General features: G+C 54.8%; 20 protein-coding genes. 19 read left to right on the top strand and 1 reads right to left on the bottom strand.

Annotation, left to right across the window (positions count from 1 at the left end; genetic code table 11):
- The first annotated feature begins 122 nt into the window (after positions 1-122).
- The 19 genes from MVC73_RS02450 (at position 123) to MVC73_RS02360 (ending at position 15071) form a co-directional block, all read left to right on the top strand.
- Positions 123-545 (top strand): DUF1641 domain-containing protein, encoded by a 423-nt coding sequence (locus tag MVC73_RS02450; protein ID WP_297506565.1) that lies wholly within the window; start codon positions 123-125, stop codon positions 543-545.
- 27 nt (positions 546-572) lie between these two features.
- Positions 573-1466 carry a ferrochelatase gene (gene hemH, locus MVC73_RS02445; protein WP_297506560.1) on the top strand — a complete coding sequence of 298 codons (894 nt, stop codon included), beginning with the start codon at positions 573-575 and terminating at the stop codon, positions 1464-1466.
- 19 nt (positions 1467-1485) lie between these two features.
- On the top strand, positions 1486-1824 hold the full coding sequence (locus tag MVC73_RS02440) for a hypothetical protein (protein WP_297506558.1): 339 nt from the start codon (positions 1486-1488) through the stop codon (positions 1822-1824).
- Between the two features lie 3 nt (positions 1825-1827).
- Positions 1828-2808, top strand: a complete 981-nt coding sequence (locus MVC73_RS02435) for a DUF3887 domain-containing protein (RefSeq protein WP_297506556.1) — start codon at positions 1828-1830, stop codon at positions 2806-2808.
- Positions 2771-3700 carry a polyprenyl synthetase family protein gene (locus MVC73_RS02430; protein ID WP_297506554.1) on the top strand — a complete coding sequence of 310 codons (930 nt, stop codon included), beginning with the start codon at positions 2771-2773 and terminating at the stop codon, positions 3698-3700. Before MVC73_RS02435 ends, MVC73_RS02430 begins: the two co-directional genes overlap by 38 nt.
- Positions 3701-3812: 112 nt before the next feature.
- The gene (locus MVC73_RS02425; RefSeq protein WP_297506552.1) at positions 3813-5285 is read left to right on the top strand and encodes a hydrogenase 4 subunit D; all 1473 of its coding nucleotides are present in this window, start codon (positions 3813-3815) and stop codon (positions 5283-5285) included.
- Entirely contained in the window at positions 5282-7174 is a 1893-nt protein-coding gene (locus MVC73_RS02420; protein WP_297506550.1) for a complex I subunit 5 family protein, read from the top strand. Before MVC73_RS02425 ends, MVC73_RS02420 begins: the two co-directional genes overlap by 4 nt.
- Positions 7171-7455 carry a monovalent cation/H+ antiporter complex subunit F gene (locus tag MVC73_RS02415; protein WP_297506548.1) on the top strand — a complete coding sequence of 95 codons (285 nt, stop codon included), beginning with the start codon at positions 7171-7173 and terminating at the stop codon, positions 7453-7455. Before MVC73_RS02420 ends, MVC73_RS02415 begins: the two co-directional genes overlap by 4 nt.
- A complete protein-coding gene (gene mnhG, locus MVC73_RS02410; protein WP_297506546.1) occupies positions 7452-7907 on the top strand; it encodes a monovalent cation/H(+) antiporter subunit G in 456 nt (151 codons plus the stop codon). Before MVC73_RS02415 ends, mnhG begins: the two co-directional genes overlap by 4 nt.
- Positions 7904-8161 carry a hydrogenase subunit MbhD domain-containing protein gene (locus MVC73_RS02405; RefSeq protein WP_015858859.1) on the top strand — a complete coding sequence of 86 codons (258 nt, stop codon included), beginning with the start codon at positions 7904-7906 and terminating at the stop codon, positions 8159-8161. Before mnhG ends, MVC73_RS02405 begins: the two co-directional genes overlap by 4 nt.
- Entirely contained in the window at positions 8158-8925 is a 768-nt protein-coding gene (locus MVC73_RS02400; protein ID WP_297506540.1) for a Na(+)/H(+) antiporter subunit B, read from the top strand. The genes MVC73_RS02405 and MVC73_RS02400 overlap by 4 nt, the downstream gene beginning before the upstream one ends.
- Positions 8918-9304 carry a sodium:proton antiporter gene (locus MVC73_RS02395; protein ID WP_297506538.1) on the top strand — a complete coding sequence of 129 codons (387 nt, stop codon included), beginning with the start codon at positions 8918-8920 and terminating at the stop codon, positions 9302-9304. Before MVC73_RS02400 ends, MVC73_RS02395 begins: the two co-directional genes overlap by 8 nt.
- A complete protein-coding gene (locus MVC73_RS02390) occupies positions 9301-9804 on the top strand; it encodes a Na+/H+ antiporter subunit E (protein WP_297506536.1) in 504 nt (167 codons plus the stop codon). Before MVC73_RS02395 ends, MVC73_RS02390 begins: the two co-directional genes overlap by 4 nt.
- Positions 9805-9813: 9 nt before the next feature.
- Complete coding sequence (locus tag MVC73_RS02385) at positions 9814-11373, top strand: proton-conducting transporter membrane subunit (RefSeq protein ID WP_297506534.1); 1560 nt, start codon at positions 9814-9816, stop codon at positions 11371-11373.
- A gap of 68 nt (positions 11374-11441) precedes the next feature.
- Positions 11442-11903 carry a hypothetical protein gene (locus MVC73_RS02380; RefSeq protein WP_297506532.1) on the top strand — a complete coding sequence of 154 codons (462 nt, stop codon included), beginning with the start codon at positions 11442-11444 and terminating at the stop codon, positions 11901-11903.
- 1 nt (position 11904) lies between these two features.
- The gene (locus MVC73_RS02375; protein ID WP_297506562.1) at positions 11905-12981 is read left to right on the top strand and encodes an SLC13 family permease; all 1077 of its coding nucleotides are present in this window, start codon (positions 11905-11907) and stop codon (positions 12979-12981) included.
- 22 nt (positions 12982-13003) lie between these two features.
- The gene (gene tiaS / locus MVC73_RS02370) at positions 13004-14278 is read left to right on the top strand and encodes a tRNA(Ile2) 2-agmatinylcytidine synthetase TiaS (protein ID WP_297506530.1); all 1275 of its coding nucleotides are present in this window, start codon (positions 13004-13006) and stop codon (positions 14276-14278) included.
- A gap of 67 nt (positions 14279-14345) precedes the next feature.
- Entirely contained in the window at positions 14346-14705 is a 360-nt protein-coding gene (locus tag MVC73_RS02365) for a nucleotidyltransferase domain-containing protein (protein ID WP_297506528.1), read from the top strand.
- A 90-nt stretch (positions 14706-14795) separates the two neighbouring features.
- On the top strand, positions 14796-15071 hold the full coding sequence (locus MVC73_RS02360) for a HepT-like ribonuclease domain-containing protein (protein ID WP_297506526.1): 276 nt from the start codon (positions 14796-14798) through the stop codon (positions 15069-15071).
- Positions 15072-15132: 61 nt separating this feature from the next.
- On the opposite strand, the gene MVC73_RS02355 is transcribed toward MVC73_RS02360, so the two are convergent.
- On the bottom strand, positions 15133-15644 hold a 512-nt coding region (locus MVC73_RS02355; RefSeq protein ID WP_297506524.1), incomplete at its 5' end, for a deoxyhypusine synthase family protein.

The raw sequence follows: 15644 nt of genomic DNA, 5'->3' as shown, positions 1-15644 counted from the left end.
GTGGGCAGGGAGCAAGTACAAGCGCGAGTGCTACCTCCTCGTCAAGAGTCCGCTCGTGAGGCTGATGAAGGATTCCTTCTACAGGGGCTGGCTTGACAGTTTGAGGCTGTGAGGTGGTGAAGATGGCAGAACTCAAGCTTACCCCCGAAGAGGTTGTTGCCATTAGGGAGTTAGCAGAGGTCGCTCTGGCTCTCAAGAGGGGCGGAACCCTCGGGCTTCTCAAAGCCATGACCGAGAACGGCGACAAGCTCCTTGAAACGATAGCCGAGGAGAAGGCTCTCCTGAGGCTTCTTGGCGTTGGAAACGCCGCTCTGGAGCCGGTTAGAGAGCTCGAAATCGCCGAAGTTAGGGAGATAAGCTGGAACACCGAGGAGCTCGTTAGAGCGCTCCTCAAGGCTTTAGCGAAGACTGACCCGAAGGAAGTTCCCAAGGTCGGCATGACCGCTGCTTTGGGCTACCTCCGCGATGAGGACGTGCAGAAGGGCCTCGGCTTTCTCTTAGTCCTTGCGAAGAACCTAGGAGCTGCTCTAAACGGCAAGCTCTGACCCTTTCCTTCTTTTGGAGGTGGAACCTTGAGGGTTCTCTTCACCTATATGGGCGCTCCTACAACTGAGGATGAAATCGAGGACTTCATATTCCGCTTTCTCTATGATGTAAGGCACCACATAGGGCTCAACGTTCCCGGTGCTAAGGCGATAATCAAAGGCATCGTCAAGGCCCGCGCGAGACATGTTAGGAGCCACTACGAGGCAATAGGCGGTAAAAGTCCGCTTGTCGATTACATGACAGAGATAGCTAAGACTGTAAGCGAGAAGACGGGTCACGAGATAAGGCTCGGCATGTGCTACTCAAGGCCACTCCTTGAGGAACTTGACGGAGACTTCGATTTAGTCTTCCCGCTCTACCACGTCTACTCAAGCTCAACAACCGAGCGCTGTCTGGTCAAAATAAGGGAGCTCTTCGGCGAAAAGCCCTATGTAAAGGAGTGGTGGGAAAACTCGAAGTTTATCCGCTGGGTTCAGAGGAACATCGAAACCGGTCTGGAGGATAGCGGCTTTGAGGAGCCCTATGTGATCCTGAGCGTCCACAGCCTGCCGAAGAAGGTCATAGACGAGGGCGACCCCTACGAGAGAACCCACCTGAAGCTCGCCGAGAGGGTCATGAAGGCCTTCGACCTGCCTTGGGAGATTGCATTCCAGAGCAAGTTTGGCAAAGGCGAATGGCTCGGGCCAGCTGTTCCAGAGGTTCTGGAGAGGCTCAAATCGGAGGGAGTTAAAGAGGTTCTCGTTTACCCGCTCAGCTTCATAGTCGAGAACATCGAGACGCTTTACGAGCTTGACATCGAGTACAAGGAGGTCGCCGACAGGCTCGGCCTGAACTACTACCGGGCCAAACTGAACCACCGCGACCCTCTGTTGAGCGAGGCGATATCGGAGGTGATTGAGAATGCCCTTAACGAGAACTGAAGGTATGGGGGTGATTGGTATGGAGAGGTTCACCAACGCTTTCATAGCCTACATAATGGGCTTCGTCGGTGGAGTCCCCCTGATACTCATGAAGGACACCGACGAGTTCACCAAGATACACGCGGCTTACTCAAGCGTCATGGGCTTCTTCGCGTGGCTTGCCTTTATGGCCCTCTGGCACATGCCGATGGTGAACCCCAACTACCCGCACTTCGGTCCGGCTCTTTACGTAGCCTACGCCTGGTTCGTCTACGCGATCTTCGGCATGTACACATACATGAAGGGCAAGCTGTACAGGATTCCGGGAATTGAGGGGATGGCGAAAGGTCTAATAAGGGCTCTCTCCAATGCAGTGTGAGGGATGGTAATGAGAAAACCCGCGGTAGCGTTCCTTCTAATCACCGCCCTACTTCTTCCCACAGTTTTTGCCAATGCCCCAGATAATTTCATGAGTTCCTTCATCAAGGCCATCAACACCGGCAACTACTCACTGATAGAGCCCTACATGAGCGATGAACTGAGGGCACAGTTCACGGAGGAGTACTTCGACCGGATAAGGGAGTTCACGCTCAAGAACTACGGGGAGCTGAAGGGCTACACCTACGTCAAAAACGAGACCTCAGGTAATCTTTTCAGAATTGAGTACCGCGTAGAGGCTGAGAAGGGCTCCTTCCCGGTTCTGCTGGCTTACAGAGATGGGAAGCTCGTGGGAATCGCTCTGGGTGTGAAGGCCAGACCGAATCCGACGGGCATGCTCCTCACGATGCTCGGAGCCCTAATCGTGCTCGCCCTCGTATGGCCATTTAAGAGGCCCGAGGTCTCGGAGCTCATACTGGGCTCTGGAATAGCCCTTGTCCTCGCGATAATAATCCCGTTCTACTCGATAGTCTCACTCCTTCTCCTGAGCTCCCTTCAGGCAAGGGCCTTTACCGTCGCCTTCCTCTCTGCTATCACGATTGAGGGCCTGAAGTTCTACTTCTCAAGAAACAGGGACGGCCTTTCCATAGGTCTCGGCATTGGAATCGGCCAGTACGTCCTCCTCGCAATAGGAACCTTTGTTGCCACGAACTTCATAATGAAGCTCCCGGTTTCCTTCTCGGGGGGCCTAGCCTACGCCTTCCTTGAGGCACTTCTCTTCACGGCCTTTCACGCCCTGAGCGGTCTGGCGTACTCCAGAAAAGGCATCAAGCCGTTCCTGCTCTTTGCCACCTTGGAGATCGTCGTCCTCTACCTCATGGGAGTCGGGAGCTACGGCCCTGCCATCGGAGTTCTGGCGCTTTCGGCGGGAGTTGCATGGATGGGAGGTGGCTCCGTTGGAATCACTGGACGAAAAGCTCGTTGAGGCCCTTGAAGGGAGCGTTGAGCTGGCCAAAAAAATCGGGGAGTACATCATTAAGAGTGGGGGAAAGAGGATAAGGCCGAGGATAACCCTTGCAGTGTCCGAGGGGTTGGGCCTTAGAAGGGACGACGCCCTCGACCTCGCCTCTGCCGTTGAACTCGTCCACACCGCCAGTCTCGTCCACGATGATGTAATTGATCTGGCGGAAAAGAGAAGGAACAGTCCGACGGTTGTGATGCGCTGGGGCCCGGAGCTTGCAGTCCTAACCGGGGACTTCCTCTTCGTGAGGGCCCTGAGGATAATAGCCTCCAAGAGGGTCGAGATGGTGGACTACGTTGCCGGGGCTGTTGAGGAGATGGTAAAGGCGGAAATCCTTCAGGAGGCCGTCAGGGGAAGCGTTCACCTTGATGTAGATACATACTATAAGATAATAGACGGAAAAACGGGCAGGCTCTTCGGGGTTGCCTTCGCCCTTCCGGCTTACTACCTCGGGAAGCCCTTCTGGCGGGAGCTTGATAAAGCAGGAATCCTAGTCGGAAGGGCCTTTCAGATAGTTGATGACGTCCTCGACTACTTCCCGGGAACCGGTAAAGACCGCTTCAAGGACTTGCTCAACGGTAAAACGACCCTGCCCTTAATCTTCTACACGGAGAGGTTCGGCTCGTCACTCGTGGAGAAGGCCCTTAGGGAGCCGGGCGAAGAACTGCTCCTTGAGCTCTTCGAGAGGATGAGAGAGGCCGGAGTCTTTGGCGAGGCGATTGGTATGGCCAGGGGCTTTCTGGAAGAAGCCGTTGGCATAATAAAGGGTCTTCCATTCAACTCGGGGAAGGTGGTTGACCTGCTTTCGGACTACTTTGGGAGAGCCTTTGAAAAGTTTGAGAAAACTCACGCCTGACCTATCGGATTTCGCCGGTGTCCACAATAGTTCAAAGCACTTTCGGGAAAAGACGAAAAAGTTTAAAAAGGTTCGTTAGACAAACCTAATGGATTTTAACGGAGGGGGAGCCATGATAGGCCTTCTCGCGACGCTTGCCTTTGCAGTGCCCCTTGCCGGTGGAATCATCCTGTTCAAGCTCGACGAGAGGAAAGCGGACGTCCTAATGCTCTCCTCCTTTGCACTCGCGATGGTCTTCCAGCTCTGGGTTGCCGGCCTCTACGTCCTCAACCACTTCGGGGAGAGCCTCCACTTTGCCTATCTGAAGAGCGCCCAGTTCGGCGAGGTCTACGGTATCATAATCGACCCGATGAGCGTTTTAATCGGCACCGTCGTTGCTGTCGCTGGCTTCATCTTCATGTTCTACGGGATGGAATACATGAGCGAGAGGAACGTCGGGCATCCCGGTGGGAAGGGGAGAGGTCTCTTCTACGCGTGGATGACCCTCTTCGAGGGGGCAACCCTCGGCTTCGTTTACTCTTCCACCTTTCTGAGTCTCCTCATCTTCTTCGAGCTGATGGGTTTGGCATGTTGGGGTGTTGTGAGCTACTACAACACTCCCCAAGCGAGAAGGGCCGGCTTCAAGGCTTTCATAATCCCGAACGTTGGCGCGATGATAGGCTTCTATTCTGCGATATACATCGGCCTCACCCAGCTCCACGATCTAAGTCTCTTCTCCCTCTCTCACGTCTCCGATTCGGTTAAGCCCTGGCTTTTCATAGCGCTCCTCTTCGCAGGCTACACCAAAAGCGCCCAGTTCCCGACCTACTCGTGGATTCCCGACGCGATGGAAGCTCCAACCCCGGCGAGCGCTTTTCTCCATGGTGCGGCGATGGTCGAGATGGGCGTTTACCTCGTCGCGAGGGTTCTCCAGTTCATAGGGCATCTGCCAACGTGGGTGTTTTATTTTATGGCGGTAATGGTCTCGGTAACGCTCCTCATACCGATCCTTAACTATCCCGTCCAGAAGGACGCCAAGAGGCTACTCGCTTACTCGACGGTGGCTGAAGCCGGAATAATGTTCGTCGGCCTAACCTTCGCCTCCCTCGGTCTGGACGTCGGCCTTAAAGCCTCCATGTTCCAGCTGACAACACACGCCTTCATCAAGGGATTAGCTTTCCTTACCGCCGGAACCTTCACCTACTCCCTTGGGACCCTTGACCTGAGGAAGATTAGTGGTCTGAAGGAAATCCTCCCCATCAACGGCCTTTCCTGGGGCGTTGCACTGCTCGGGCTCGCAGGTCTCCCCCCGATGGCGATAGCCTTCAGCAAGGCCGAGCTTTTGACGAGTCTCAAGGCTTTGCACATAACTGACTTCGCATGGCTCCCAATCCTGATGCTCCTCACGGATTCGGCGGTCTTCCTCTGGGTCGGGATGAAGTGGATAACGAGGAACGTTTTCGGAAAGCCCTCTGTGGAGGATGCCAGAACCCACTGGATAATCACAGCCTCCCTCGTGACCCTCATAATACTGAGCCTCGTCTCGGCTTATCTAGCGTATCCCCTCGTTGAGGAGATAAACTTCTACTGGGGGGTCGGGCAGTGAACCCTGTTTACATCCTTGAGACATCGGTGGGCCTCTTTGGCATCGCTTCGCTCGTCGGTCTCTTCACCGGCAGGAAGGGAACCTACCTGATAACCCTGCTCGCGTCGCTCCTCCTCTTTCCGGTCTCCATGGAGGGGATAAGGGGCTTCACCGGTGAGGTCTTCGAGTTCCTCCCCACGAGCATAGCCGTTGACCCCTTCTCGGCCCTCTTCCTCCTCGTTCTGGCCTTTCTCTCTTCAGCACTCTCCCTCTACCTCCTCGAATACGAGGTGAGGGGTAGCGACCGCTTCCTTTCCATGGGGACGAACATGGCCCTCCTCTCGGCGGTTCTCCTCGTTTCTACCGACAACCTTGAGAGGCTGACCCTCGCCTACGAGCTCTTCGCGGTCTTTACCGCGGTAATCGTCCTCGCCTCCGAGACAAGACGCTCCGGAAGGAGTGCGTGGCGCTACCTCGTGATGACTCAGGTCTTCGGCATAATCCCCTTGCTCATAGCGACGGCCCTCGCCTACAGCGCCGTTGGAGACCTTCATCACCTCACGATTCACGGCCTTCGGGAAAATATAGAAAAGCTCCCCGTTGGCCTTTGGTTGCCCTACTCCCTCTACCTCTCAGCTTCTCTCGTCAGGAGCGGGGCCTTTCCCTTCAACTCGTGGGTTCCGCGTGCTTATCGCTCGACGCCGAGCCCCTTCGTCCCGGTCTTCATTATCGGGGAGGGCCTCGGCCTCTACCTCCTTCTAAGGGTAGCCGTCTTCGCGCTCCCGCCGAGCCGGGTTCTGGGCTACGTCGTGGCCTTCCTTGGAGCGGTCACGACCTTCGCGACCCTCTACTCCTTCAGGGAGATACGGCTGAAGAGGAAGTTCGCCTACCACAGCATTATGGACGTCGGGGTGTCCTACTTCGCCCTCGGCGTTGCCCTCGTCCTTTGGGGCTCGATGGCCGGCACGGTGGCCCTAATCGGTGCCCTCCTTCACTCCCTCTACCAGATGATTTATAAGAGCTCAATATTCTTCGGTCTTGGTGCCATAGAGCACTACGGGGAAGAGCCGAACATATGCTCCCTCAGAAAGCTCCTTAAGGGACATGTCGTTTCCCTTCTGATAGCTCTCTCCGCCTTTTCCATGGCCGGCTTCCCGCCCCTAGCATCATTCGTGAGCAAGTGGCTGATTTATCAGGGTGCCATGTCGAGCATGGACGTCCTCCTCTGGCTGATGGCCGTTACGGTGGCCTTCCTCGGCATCTTCCCCCTCGCTTCCATACTTCAGGTGAGGCGCATCAACAGGTTGCTCTGTAAAAGGGAGGTCGAAAGAGAGGAGATTCCCCTCCTGATAAGGGGCGTCGTCGGCCTCGTCTCCCTAACGGGCTTTATAGTGGCGGTCTTTCCCTTTATGGTTCTCCTGTGGTTCACTGGTGCCCTTGAGGAGCTCCCGATACCCTTACCCCACAGCCCCACGGAGCTGTTCTTCGCCAGCCCATCCTCCTTCCTGGCTATTGGCTTCCTTATCCTGGGCGCGATAGCGGGCTGGAAGGTCGGCAAGGTGCCGACTGAGAGGGTCAGTGAGCTACTCCTGATATTCTACAACGTGGGCGACATACTCTACGAATCGGCGGATTTCTTCGTCGAGACGGGGAAGAAGGCCTACATCAACTACGTCCTGCCCGTGATAAAGGTCATCCCGAGGCACGAGCTTCCACTAATCAAGGACTACGACGATGCCCTCGATTACCCGGTCAGGCACCTCGACGAGGCCATTTTCATGCCCCTGATAAGGGCCGTTCAAAGGATCGCCCTCTGGGGTAAAGGCAGGAACCTCGACATGAACGCTCTAATAAGCGGTTTTGCCATAGCAATGGCCCTCTTAATAGTCCTCCTGGGGGTGTTTGCATGAACTTCGAGGCGGTATTCCTCAAGGTTCTCTACTCTGCGGCGGTCATATACACCTTCGCCTTCGTCCTCTATGGCATAAGGGCCATAAAAGGCCCAACAACGGCGGACATAATCCTGGCTGTTGACTGCCTTTCCTTCGACATGGCGGCCTTCATGGTCGTTTTGGGGATTTACTTCAAGTCGATAATGCTCGCCAGCGGTGCCATAATCCTCTCCCTCTGGGCCTTCATGCTGGACATCTACTACACCAAATACGTCCTATACGGGGAGGTGGAGGTATGATAGAGGAGGCCATCTTCGTCATAGGCTCAATAGCGATACTCCTCGGGGCCATCTACGACCTAATAGCTGCGATAGGCCTCCTCCGCTTTCCCGACTTCTACATGAGAATCCACGCGGCAACCGTGGGAACGATAGGCGGTGCGGCTTTGCCCGTCTTCGGTGCCGGGTTGGTGGCACTTGTGTATCACCCCCTCGGGGAGCAGAGGTTCTTTATGGCTGGCATAGCCTTTACCGTCGGAATCCTGATACTCATAATAGCCCCCACCGGTTCCCACTCCCTCATCTCGGCCGTATACTTTGGAAAGATAGGGAGGAAGCCCGAGCTGGTGGTTGACCAGCTTGAGGAAGACCTGCCAAAGAGGAGCGACGTAGCGGAGCTCGTGAGGGAGCACGAGGAGCTTCCGGGTGAGGAAGAGGAACCCAAGTTCTCCTTCAGGAGGCTGAGGAGATGATAGAGCTCCACCTGATAATCCTGGCCATAGTGGTTTCCTTCGGCTTCGTGTTCAGCTATCTTGCCATGAAGGAGCACGACCTCCTGAAGGCCCTGGCTTTAAGCTCAGTGCAGTCAACATTCTTCGCCCTCGGCTTTTACATTCTAGCTGCCCCCGACATAGTCTTAGCATACCTCGCCATAGCGGTCGGAGCCTACACGGCACTCGTCATCCTCGCGATAAGCAAGACCGAGAGGTACGAGGTGGGAGAATGAAGAGGGATGCAATCGTCGCGGTTTCATTCCTCCTTGCGTTCCTGCTCATAGCCTACGCCGTAACGGCCAGAAACGTCCTCGGCCTCGGTGGGGCTGAACTAAGGCCCCTCGGCGAGTTCTACTTAAGCCATTCCTTCGCCCACGAAGGCTTAACAAGCCACAGCCCCGAAGTGGTTACCGCAATAGTCTGGAACTACCGCGGCTTCGATACGCTCTTCGAGACCTTCGTCTTCTTTTTGGCCATAATGGGTGCCTTCAGCGTCCTCAGACTTACGGGGGAGCAGGTGAAGCTCGTAAGGGAGATGGAGGCGAGGGAACCGCACAGGCAGATGGACATCATAGTGCGCGCAACGACCAAGCTCGTCGTCGTAATGATAGTCTCAATCTCTGCCTCGATAGCCCTCCACGGGCACCTGACTCCGGGCGGTGGCTTCCAGGGTGGTTCTGCAATGGCTGTGGCAGCGTTGCTCCTCTTCGCGGCCTTCAGCAAGTTCACCCTTGAGAGAAAGGGGCTCACACTAAAGCACACGGTTTCCGCCTATGCCCTCGGCCTGGCGTTAATACTCGCGACAGTTTTGGCCCCGGTCTTCTTCTACGGTGGAAAAATCCTTGAGATAAACCTCTTACCCGGGGAAACGGGTCTCTTCAACCTCGATGTCGGCGAGTACACGGCGGTTACCTTCGGTTTTCTCACCGTGTTCCTAGTCCTCGGTGTTTCGGAGTGGATATTCAAGACCGTCCTGAGGGGTGAGACCCATGATTAACGTCCTCCTAGCTTACATCACCATAACGCTCTTCGCGATGGTTCTCCTCGGCATCTACGGAGTCGCCACCCGCTCGAATCTGATAAAGAAAATCATCATGCTCAACATCATGGGAGATGCGATAAACATGCTCTTCATCCTCATCGGCTACCGCCTCGTCTTCCCGGTCTTCCCGCCGATATACGAGAAGCACATAACCTTTCAGGAGTTCCTGAGCAGGGCCGTTGACCCGGTTCCGCAGGCTTTGGTGCTCACAGCTGTCGTCATAGGCATGGCGATGAACATACTCCTAACAACCTACGCGATACAGTTCTACCGCCTCCACGGAACGGTTGATGCAAGGGACATAGCTGAAATCCTCGGGGGTGAGGGTGAATGAACATCCTCAGAAGGTTTTCTCCGGCGACTTTCGCCATAGTCCTCGCCGTTTACCTCTTCTACACCGGTTCGGCGAGCGAGTACGACCTGATAACGGGTTCAATAGTGGGGCTAATCGTTTCCTTCCTCGTCGGCCACTGGCTTGTTGAGAACGAACCCAAGTTCTTCTCTCCTATGAGGTGGCTCTACGCGATAATCTATGCCCTCCGCTACTTCTTCGTTGAGGAGACCAGAACACACATCGACGTGGCCAAGAGGGTCTTCACTCTGAGGGCCAACCCGGGAATAGTTAGAATCCCGCTTGAAGTCGAGAACGAGTACGGCAAGGTTCTCGTTGCCAACTCGATAACCAACACCCCGGGAACGATAGTGGTGGACATAAGCGACGACGGGAAGTGGCTCTACGTCCACTGGATTGACGTTTCAACGCTCGACGAGAGGGAAGTGAAGGAGAACGTTGTTGCCTACTTCGAGGACTACGCGAAGAAAATATTCGACTGAGGTGATAGAATGGAGGTCGGAATCGTCCCGGTCATACCGCTCGGCTTCGCCTTCTTCCTCCCGTTCACGGCGATGCTGGCAGGAAGGAGGAGAAAGGTCGTCATAGGCTACGCCATCACTGCCCTCACTGTCTCGTTCCTCTCGGGCACCTGGCTCTTCAGGGAAGCCTTCTCGTCGGGTGAACCGCTGGTGTACCCCTTTGGAAACTGGATTGCACCGATAGGTATAGTCTTCGAGGTTGACAGGCTCTCGGCCACTCTCGTCCTTACAGCGACTTTCGGCTTTCTGCTGGCCGGTCTTTACTCGGCCCTCTACATAAGAACCCACGGACTTGAGTTCTTCTACACCTTCCTCCTGGGCCTTGAGGCCGGTGTCCTCGGGGCGTTTATGACGGGCGACGCCTTCAACGCCTTCGTCATGCTTGAGGTCATAGGCGCGAGTGCCTACGCCATAGTCGGCTTCTACCGCAGCAGGAGCGAGGCCATCGAAGGTGCCTTCAAGTACGGTATCAGCGGTGCCGTAGCTACGAGCCTCTACTTCCTGGCCCTTGGCTTCATCTACGCCTCCTTCGGAACCCTCAACATGGCCGACCTCAGCGCCAAGTTCCACGGGATTTCCTTCCCCGTTACCACGAGGGTTCTCGGAGACCCAACCCTTGCCCTCGCCCTTTTCTTCGCGCTAACTCTCTCGATGGTCATAGTGAAGAGTGCAATCTTCCCGGGCCACTACTGGCTCCCGAGTGCCTACAGAGGTGCGCCAATACCCGTTGGCGCTGTTCTGAGTGGCTTCGTCGAGGTTGTCGGGATTTATCTCCTGGCCAGATACACATACACGCTCTTCCACGGCCTGCCCTTCTGGAACGCCCTGTCCATAGTCTTCTTCACCCTCGGAACCGCCACCGCCTTCCTCGGTTCCGTTATGATGCTCGTCCAGAGGGACATGAAGGGGCTGATAGCCTACTCCACAATACTCCACATGGGCTACCTCTTCATGACCCTCGGGGTTGGGAGCCGGCTGGCACTTATGGCGATAGACTTCCACATCGTCAACCACGCTATAGCGAAGATGCTCCTGTTCTTCACCGCTGGCGCCTTTATCTACAAAGCCGGGGGGACGGACATAGATGGACTGGCTGGAATTGGCAGGAAGATGCCCCTAACGACCTTTCTCTTTGGCGTTGCCGTCCTCAGCCTCGTTGGCGTTCCGCCCCTCAACGTCTTCTTCAGCAAGATGCTTATCTACGATGCCCTCCTTCAGGTCAGCCCCTGGCTGGCCTCGGTGGTGATAATAACGAGCGCCATAGCGGCGTGGGCCTACTTCAGGCTCTTCGTAACCCTGTGGCGTGGAAGGGCCGTGGAAGACCATCACGGACACGAAGAGGGTGAGGAGCGCGATGAGGCGTGGGGGCTGGCGTTGATAAGCCTTGTCCTGGCAATCCTTGTTATCGGCCTCGGCCTCTTCGCGCCGGTTGTGATAGACAGGTACTTCCACCCCGCATCACTTCAGGCAATGGACTGGCAGGGATACATAAATGCCGTGAAGAAAATCGCAGAAGCAACGTTTCATTAGATTTTTTAGTTTTTCAGCAATCTTTTTAGGATGGGTTGAGTATCAGGTGTGGTAAAAGGTGGTAAGGAATGAACGCCCCCTTTCCCCCGATAAGGCGTGGCCCCCTCAGGGAAAGCAGGGCTTTAAAGCCCGAGGATGCCCAAAAGGCCATAGAGCTGGTTAAAGAGGCCCTTCCCCTCTTCAGGGCCGGGAAACCGATAATTCATCCGGACCACGTGGACGTTCCGGTTCTCTACCTCGACTTTGCCATAGACAGGGTTCACTACGATCCCAGAACGGGAAATCCTTCCCCCAAGGGGGCTCCCCCGCACACCGAGCCCTCTCCAGAAGGCGCCAGGGAAAGTGTTGAAAATGCCCTGAAAGAGGCCAGAGTTCTCGATGGTGCGGAGTTCAGGGAACCTGAGGACTGCTGGGTGGTTCCGGTTGCGTGGAGAGGGTTTATAATTCTCCACGCCCGCGTTTCGAGGGATGGAAAAGAGCTGATTCCCGACTATCACCTCACCGAGGAGGTAAGGAGACACGGTCTCTAAGCTGAGAGGGCTCATAGCAAGGGAATGGTTCCTGACGGTTCTCCTCGTTCTCTACCTACTGCTGATGCTCCTTGATAGCTCGCTCCCAGAGAAAACGGTCGGGCTGGTGGACTGGGGGAGTTTAAGCCTGATAACGGCGTTGATAATAACGTCCAAGGGGCTGGAACTTTCGGGGATATTTGGAAAGATTGCTCCGAAACTCGTGAGGAAATCCAGGGGCTCGGGCAAAAGGCTCCTGTTCTTTCTCCTGCCGAGTATAGCAGTTTCCTCAGCCTTCATAATGAACGATACTTCAATGCTAGTTTTTATCCCCCTTGTTGTGGTTCTGTCCGAGCTATCGGGCATGAACAAGGCCAAAGCGGTAACGCTCTCCGCAATCTCGGCGAACGTAGGTTCCGCGCTAACACCAATAGGCAACCCTCAGAACGTGATAATCTGGCATAGGTATGGACTCGGCTTCACGGCCTTTACGTTGGGAATGCTTCCCTTCGTTCTCCTCTGGCTTGGAATCCTCCTGACGTTTGTTCTTGGCGGGAGCGAGGAGAGGTTAACGATTGAGTCGATTCCCAGTGTATCTTTTCGAAAGGATACGTTCCTGATTTCGCTCTTACTTCTCATCACAAACGTTTACCTCGGCGAAACTGGAAGGCATTACCTCGCGCTTCTCATCACGCTGGCGGTGTTCCTTGTGTTTGAAAGGGGAGTTCTCCTCGGCTTTGACTGGGCCCTCGTTCTGACGTTTGTCTTTATCTTCGCGGATTTCAATGAACTGTCGGTTCTCTTTCAGAGTTCCAGAATCTATCTCCCCACGGGTGGAGTGAGTTTAATTCTCGCCTCTGCTGGCCTGAGTCAGGTAATCAGCAACGTTCCCGCGACGGTGGTCTTTCTGAACTCAACTCCACAATGGCTTCCCCTCGCGGTTGGGGTAAATGCCGGGGGAAACGGGCTCGTAGTGGGCTCCTTCGCAAACCTTATAGCGATTAGAATAGCCAGAATTTCAGTAAAGGACTTCCACAGGTATTCGGTCCCGTACTTCCTCCTGTCCCTTGCGGTGGCCATCATTGCGTTTGGTTTTTAAACCAAGCCTCGGTTCTTAAACCATGCTCCTCCACATCGGAATCGACGACACTGACTCACCCAACGGCATGTGCACCACTTACCTCGGCGCGCTCCTCTACCGGGAACTCTCAAGGATAGCCGAGCCTATCGACCTGCCGAGGCTGATAAGGCTCAACCCCAATATCCCGTACAAGACGCGCGGTAATGGAGCAGTGACGATGAGCTTTGAGGCGGACGAGGAGGATATTTCCGAGATTAAGAACCTCGTTCTGTTCTACGTCAACCAGCTCGCCGATTTTGAGCACGAGAACACGAACCCCGGCGTGGCTTTCCTCGAAGGGAAAGTTCCGGGGGAGCTCCGCGAGTTCTCACTTAAAGCCCTACGGGAGCACGTTACGATTGAAGAGGCAGAGGAAGTCGCCAGAAGGGTTGGGGCTGAGGTTTTCAAGTTCAAGCTCGGGAGGGGAATAATAGGCGCCCTCGCCTCGATAGGCTATCAACTCAAGCGCTTCACCTACGAGCTTTTAGCATATCGCGAGCCTGAAAACTGGGGAAAGCCGAGGAGAGTAAACCCGGAGAGCGTCTTTTTGGCCGATAAATGGGCCTACCCCTTCAGTTACGACAACGTTGACCCCTACAAGAGGAGCGTTTTAATAACGCCCCACGGCAAAGACCCCGTTCTGGTGGGGATCAGGGGTATTGACAAGGGGAAAGTTCTCCAGGTCTTCGAGCGCGTTGAGTTCGGAGAGCCGGTCGCGTTCTACCAACTCTACAAGACCAACCAGAACACCGACGACCATCTTGCTCCGAAGAAAATTGGCGAGCTGAGGCTCTACGACAGCGCGGTCGTGAGGGGCAGAGTTGCGAGAGAATACTGGGAGCGCGGGAGGCACGTTTTCCTTGAGATTGAGGACGAGACAGGAAAGATTCGCGTCGCTGCCTTCGAGCCGACAAAGAAGTTCAGAAATTGGGTTAGAAAGCTCCTGCCGGGCGATGAGATTATCGCTGCCGGCGGTGTCAAGGAGCACGAGGGAGTCCTAACGCTCAACCTTGAGAAGTTCTACCCTGTCAAGCTCGTCCCAAAGATTGAGTATAAGAAGCCGAAGTGCCCGAAGTGCGGGGGGACGATGAAGAGCAAAGGGAATTATCTAAAGTGCAAGCGCTGTGGTTTCAAAATGCCAAAGAAGCTGGTTCCGGTTGAGGTGCCTCGTGACTTGGAGAGGAAAATCTACGAGGTTCCACCCGATGCAAGGAAGCACCTGTCGAAGCCCTTGGTTCTTCCGGGAGGGGAGGAAAAGTTGTTGGAGCTTTTGTGAGTTCTGACACCAAAAACCCTTTATAGAACAGCTCCGCAGGGACTTTGGGCCATTCAAAGATGGCTGCATGGGGATACTCCTCTATGGCTCATACGCTAAAGGAGAGGCAACAAAGCGGAGCGACGTTGATATCTGTTTGGTAAAACCAAAGCCGGGGACTTACGAGATGGTTCTTGAAAAGCTCGGTGGAAAGTACGACGTGAAGGTCTTCGAGGAGCTTCCGCTCTACATCCAGATAGAGGTCATCAGAAACCACAGGATAATCTATGGCGACGAGCTTGAGCTTTCCGAGTACTTTTACCGGTTCAGGAAGCTCTGGAAAGACATGGAGCACCGTATCAAGGAGAACCGGTTCAAGAGCGTGAGGGAGAAAGTAAAACTCAGGAGGCGTGCCCGTGAGAAGGCAAAGGTACTTGGAAAAGCTTGAAAAATTTGAGGAAGAGTATGAGTTCATAAAAGTCATGAGATAAAGGACGATGTCACGCTCAGGGCACTCCTGTATTCGCTCCAGGTGTGCGTGGACGTTGCCATGGACATCGCGGCGATGCTGACAAAGGATTTGGGCGTAACAGTCGAGGACGACTACACGAACATAGCGAGGCTTGAGGAGAAGGGGGTTCTCAGCGGGAGTGAGGCGTCGCTCCTGAGGGCTTACAACGGTCTGAGAAACGCCATAGTTCACAAGTACGACGGGCTTAACTTAAGATTGGTCAAAGAGGGCCTGAAGAGGATAGACGAGCTGTATGAAGTGGTTTTGAAGCTCGTTGAAGAGTACGAGAAGCTTGAAGACTAACTCAAAATCCCACTATCTATAAACACCGTTCTCACATGAGGACGATATGCACGCATATCGTTCAGAAAGAAGAACGAAGGAAGTTTAACCCCTTCATCACCTTCCACACCAGTAGCGGGAAGACAAGCGTGGCATCGGCCCAAATCTCGACGTAATCGGCCTTGGCCCTTATCTTGCCCCAGCTGACCCCTTCACTCGGCGGTGCACCGCTCAGCGAGCCGTCCCAGGGAATGGCGGTAGTTATATAAATCGCGTAGTCCGTTCCACCCCTGAAGAGGTTGGCGTTGATTATGGCGTGCTTTGGAAGAGAGCCACCGAGGATTATCGAGGCGGTCTCCTTGGCGGTAACAGCTAAGTTGTTGAGCTTCACTATGTCATTGGCGATGTCTATGACGAGTTCCCTGTCCCCGCGCTCCTCTTTGAAGAAGTAGAGCATGTCGCCGATGGAGCCGTCGGTGATGGCCGGACAGAATATCGGGACGTTCCTCCTGTAGGCCCAGTAGATGATCGAGCGCTCCTTCTCCTTCCCGAGCTTCTCGTCCATGTATTTACCAAGCTCGTAGATGAACTCGC

This window comes from Thermococcus sp. (genome assembly GCF_027052235.1).
Classification (GTDB): Archaea; Methanobacteriota_B; Thermococci; order Thermococcales; family Thermococcaceae; genus Thermococcus.
Note: the sequence above shows the minus strand (reverse complement) of the source record. Positions and strands in the feature narration are given on the sequence as shown.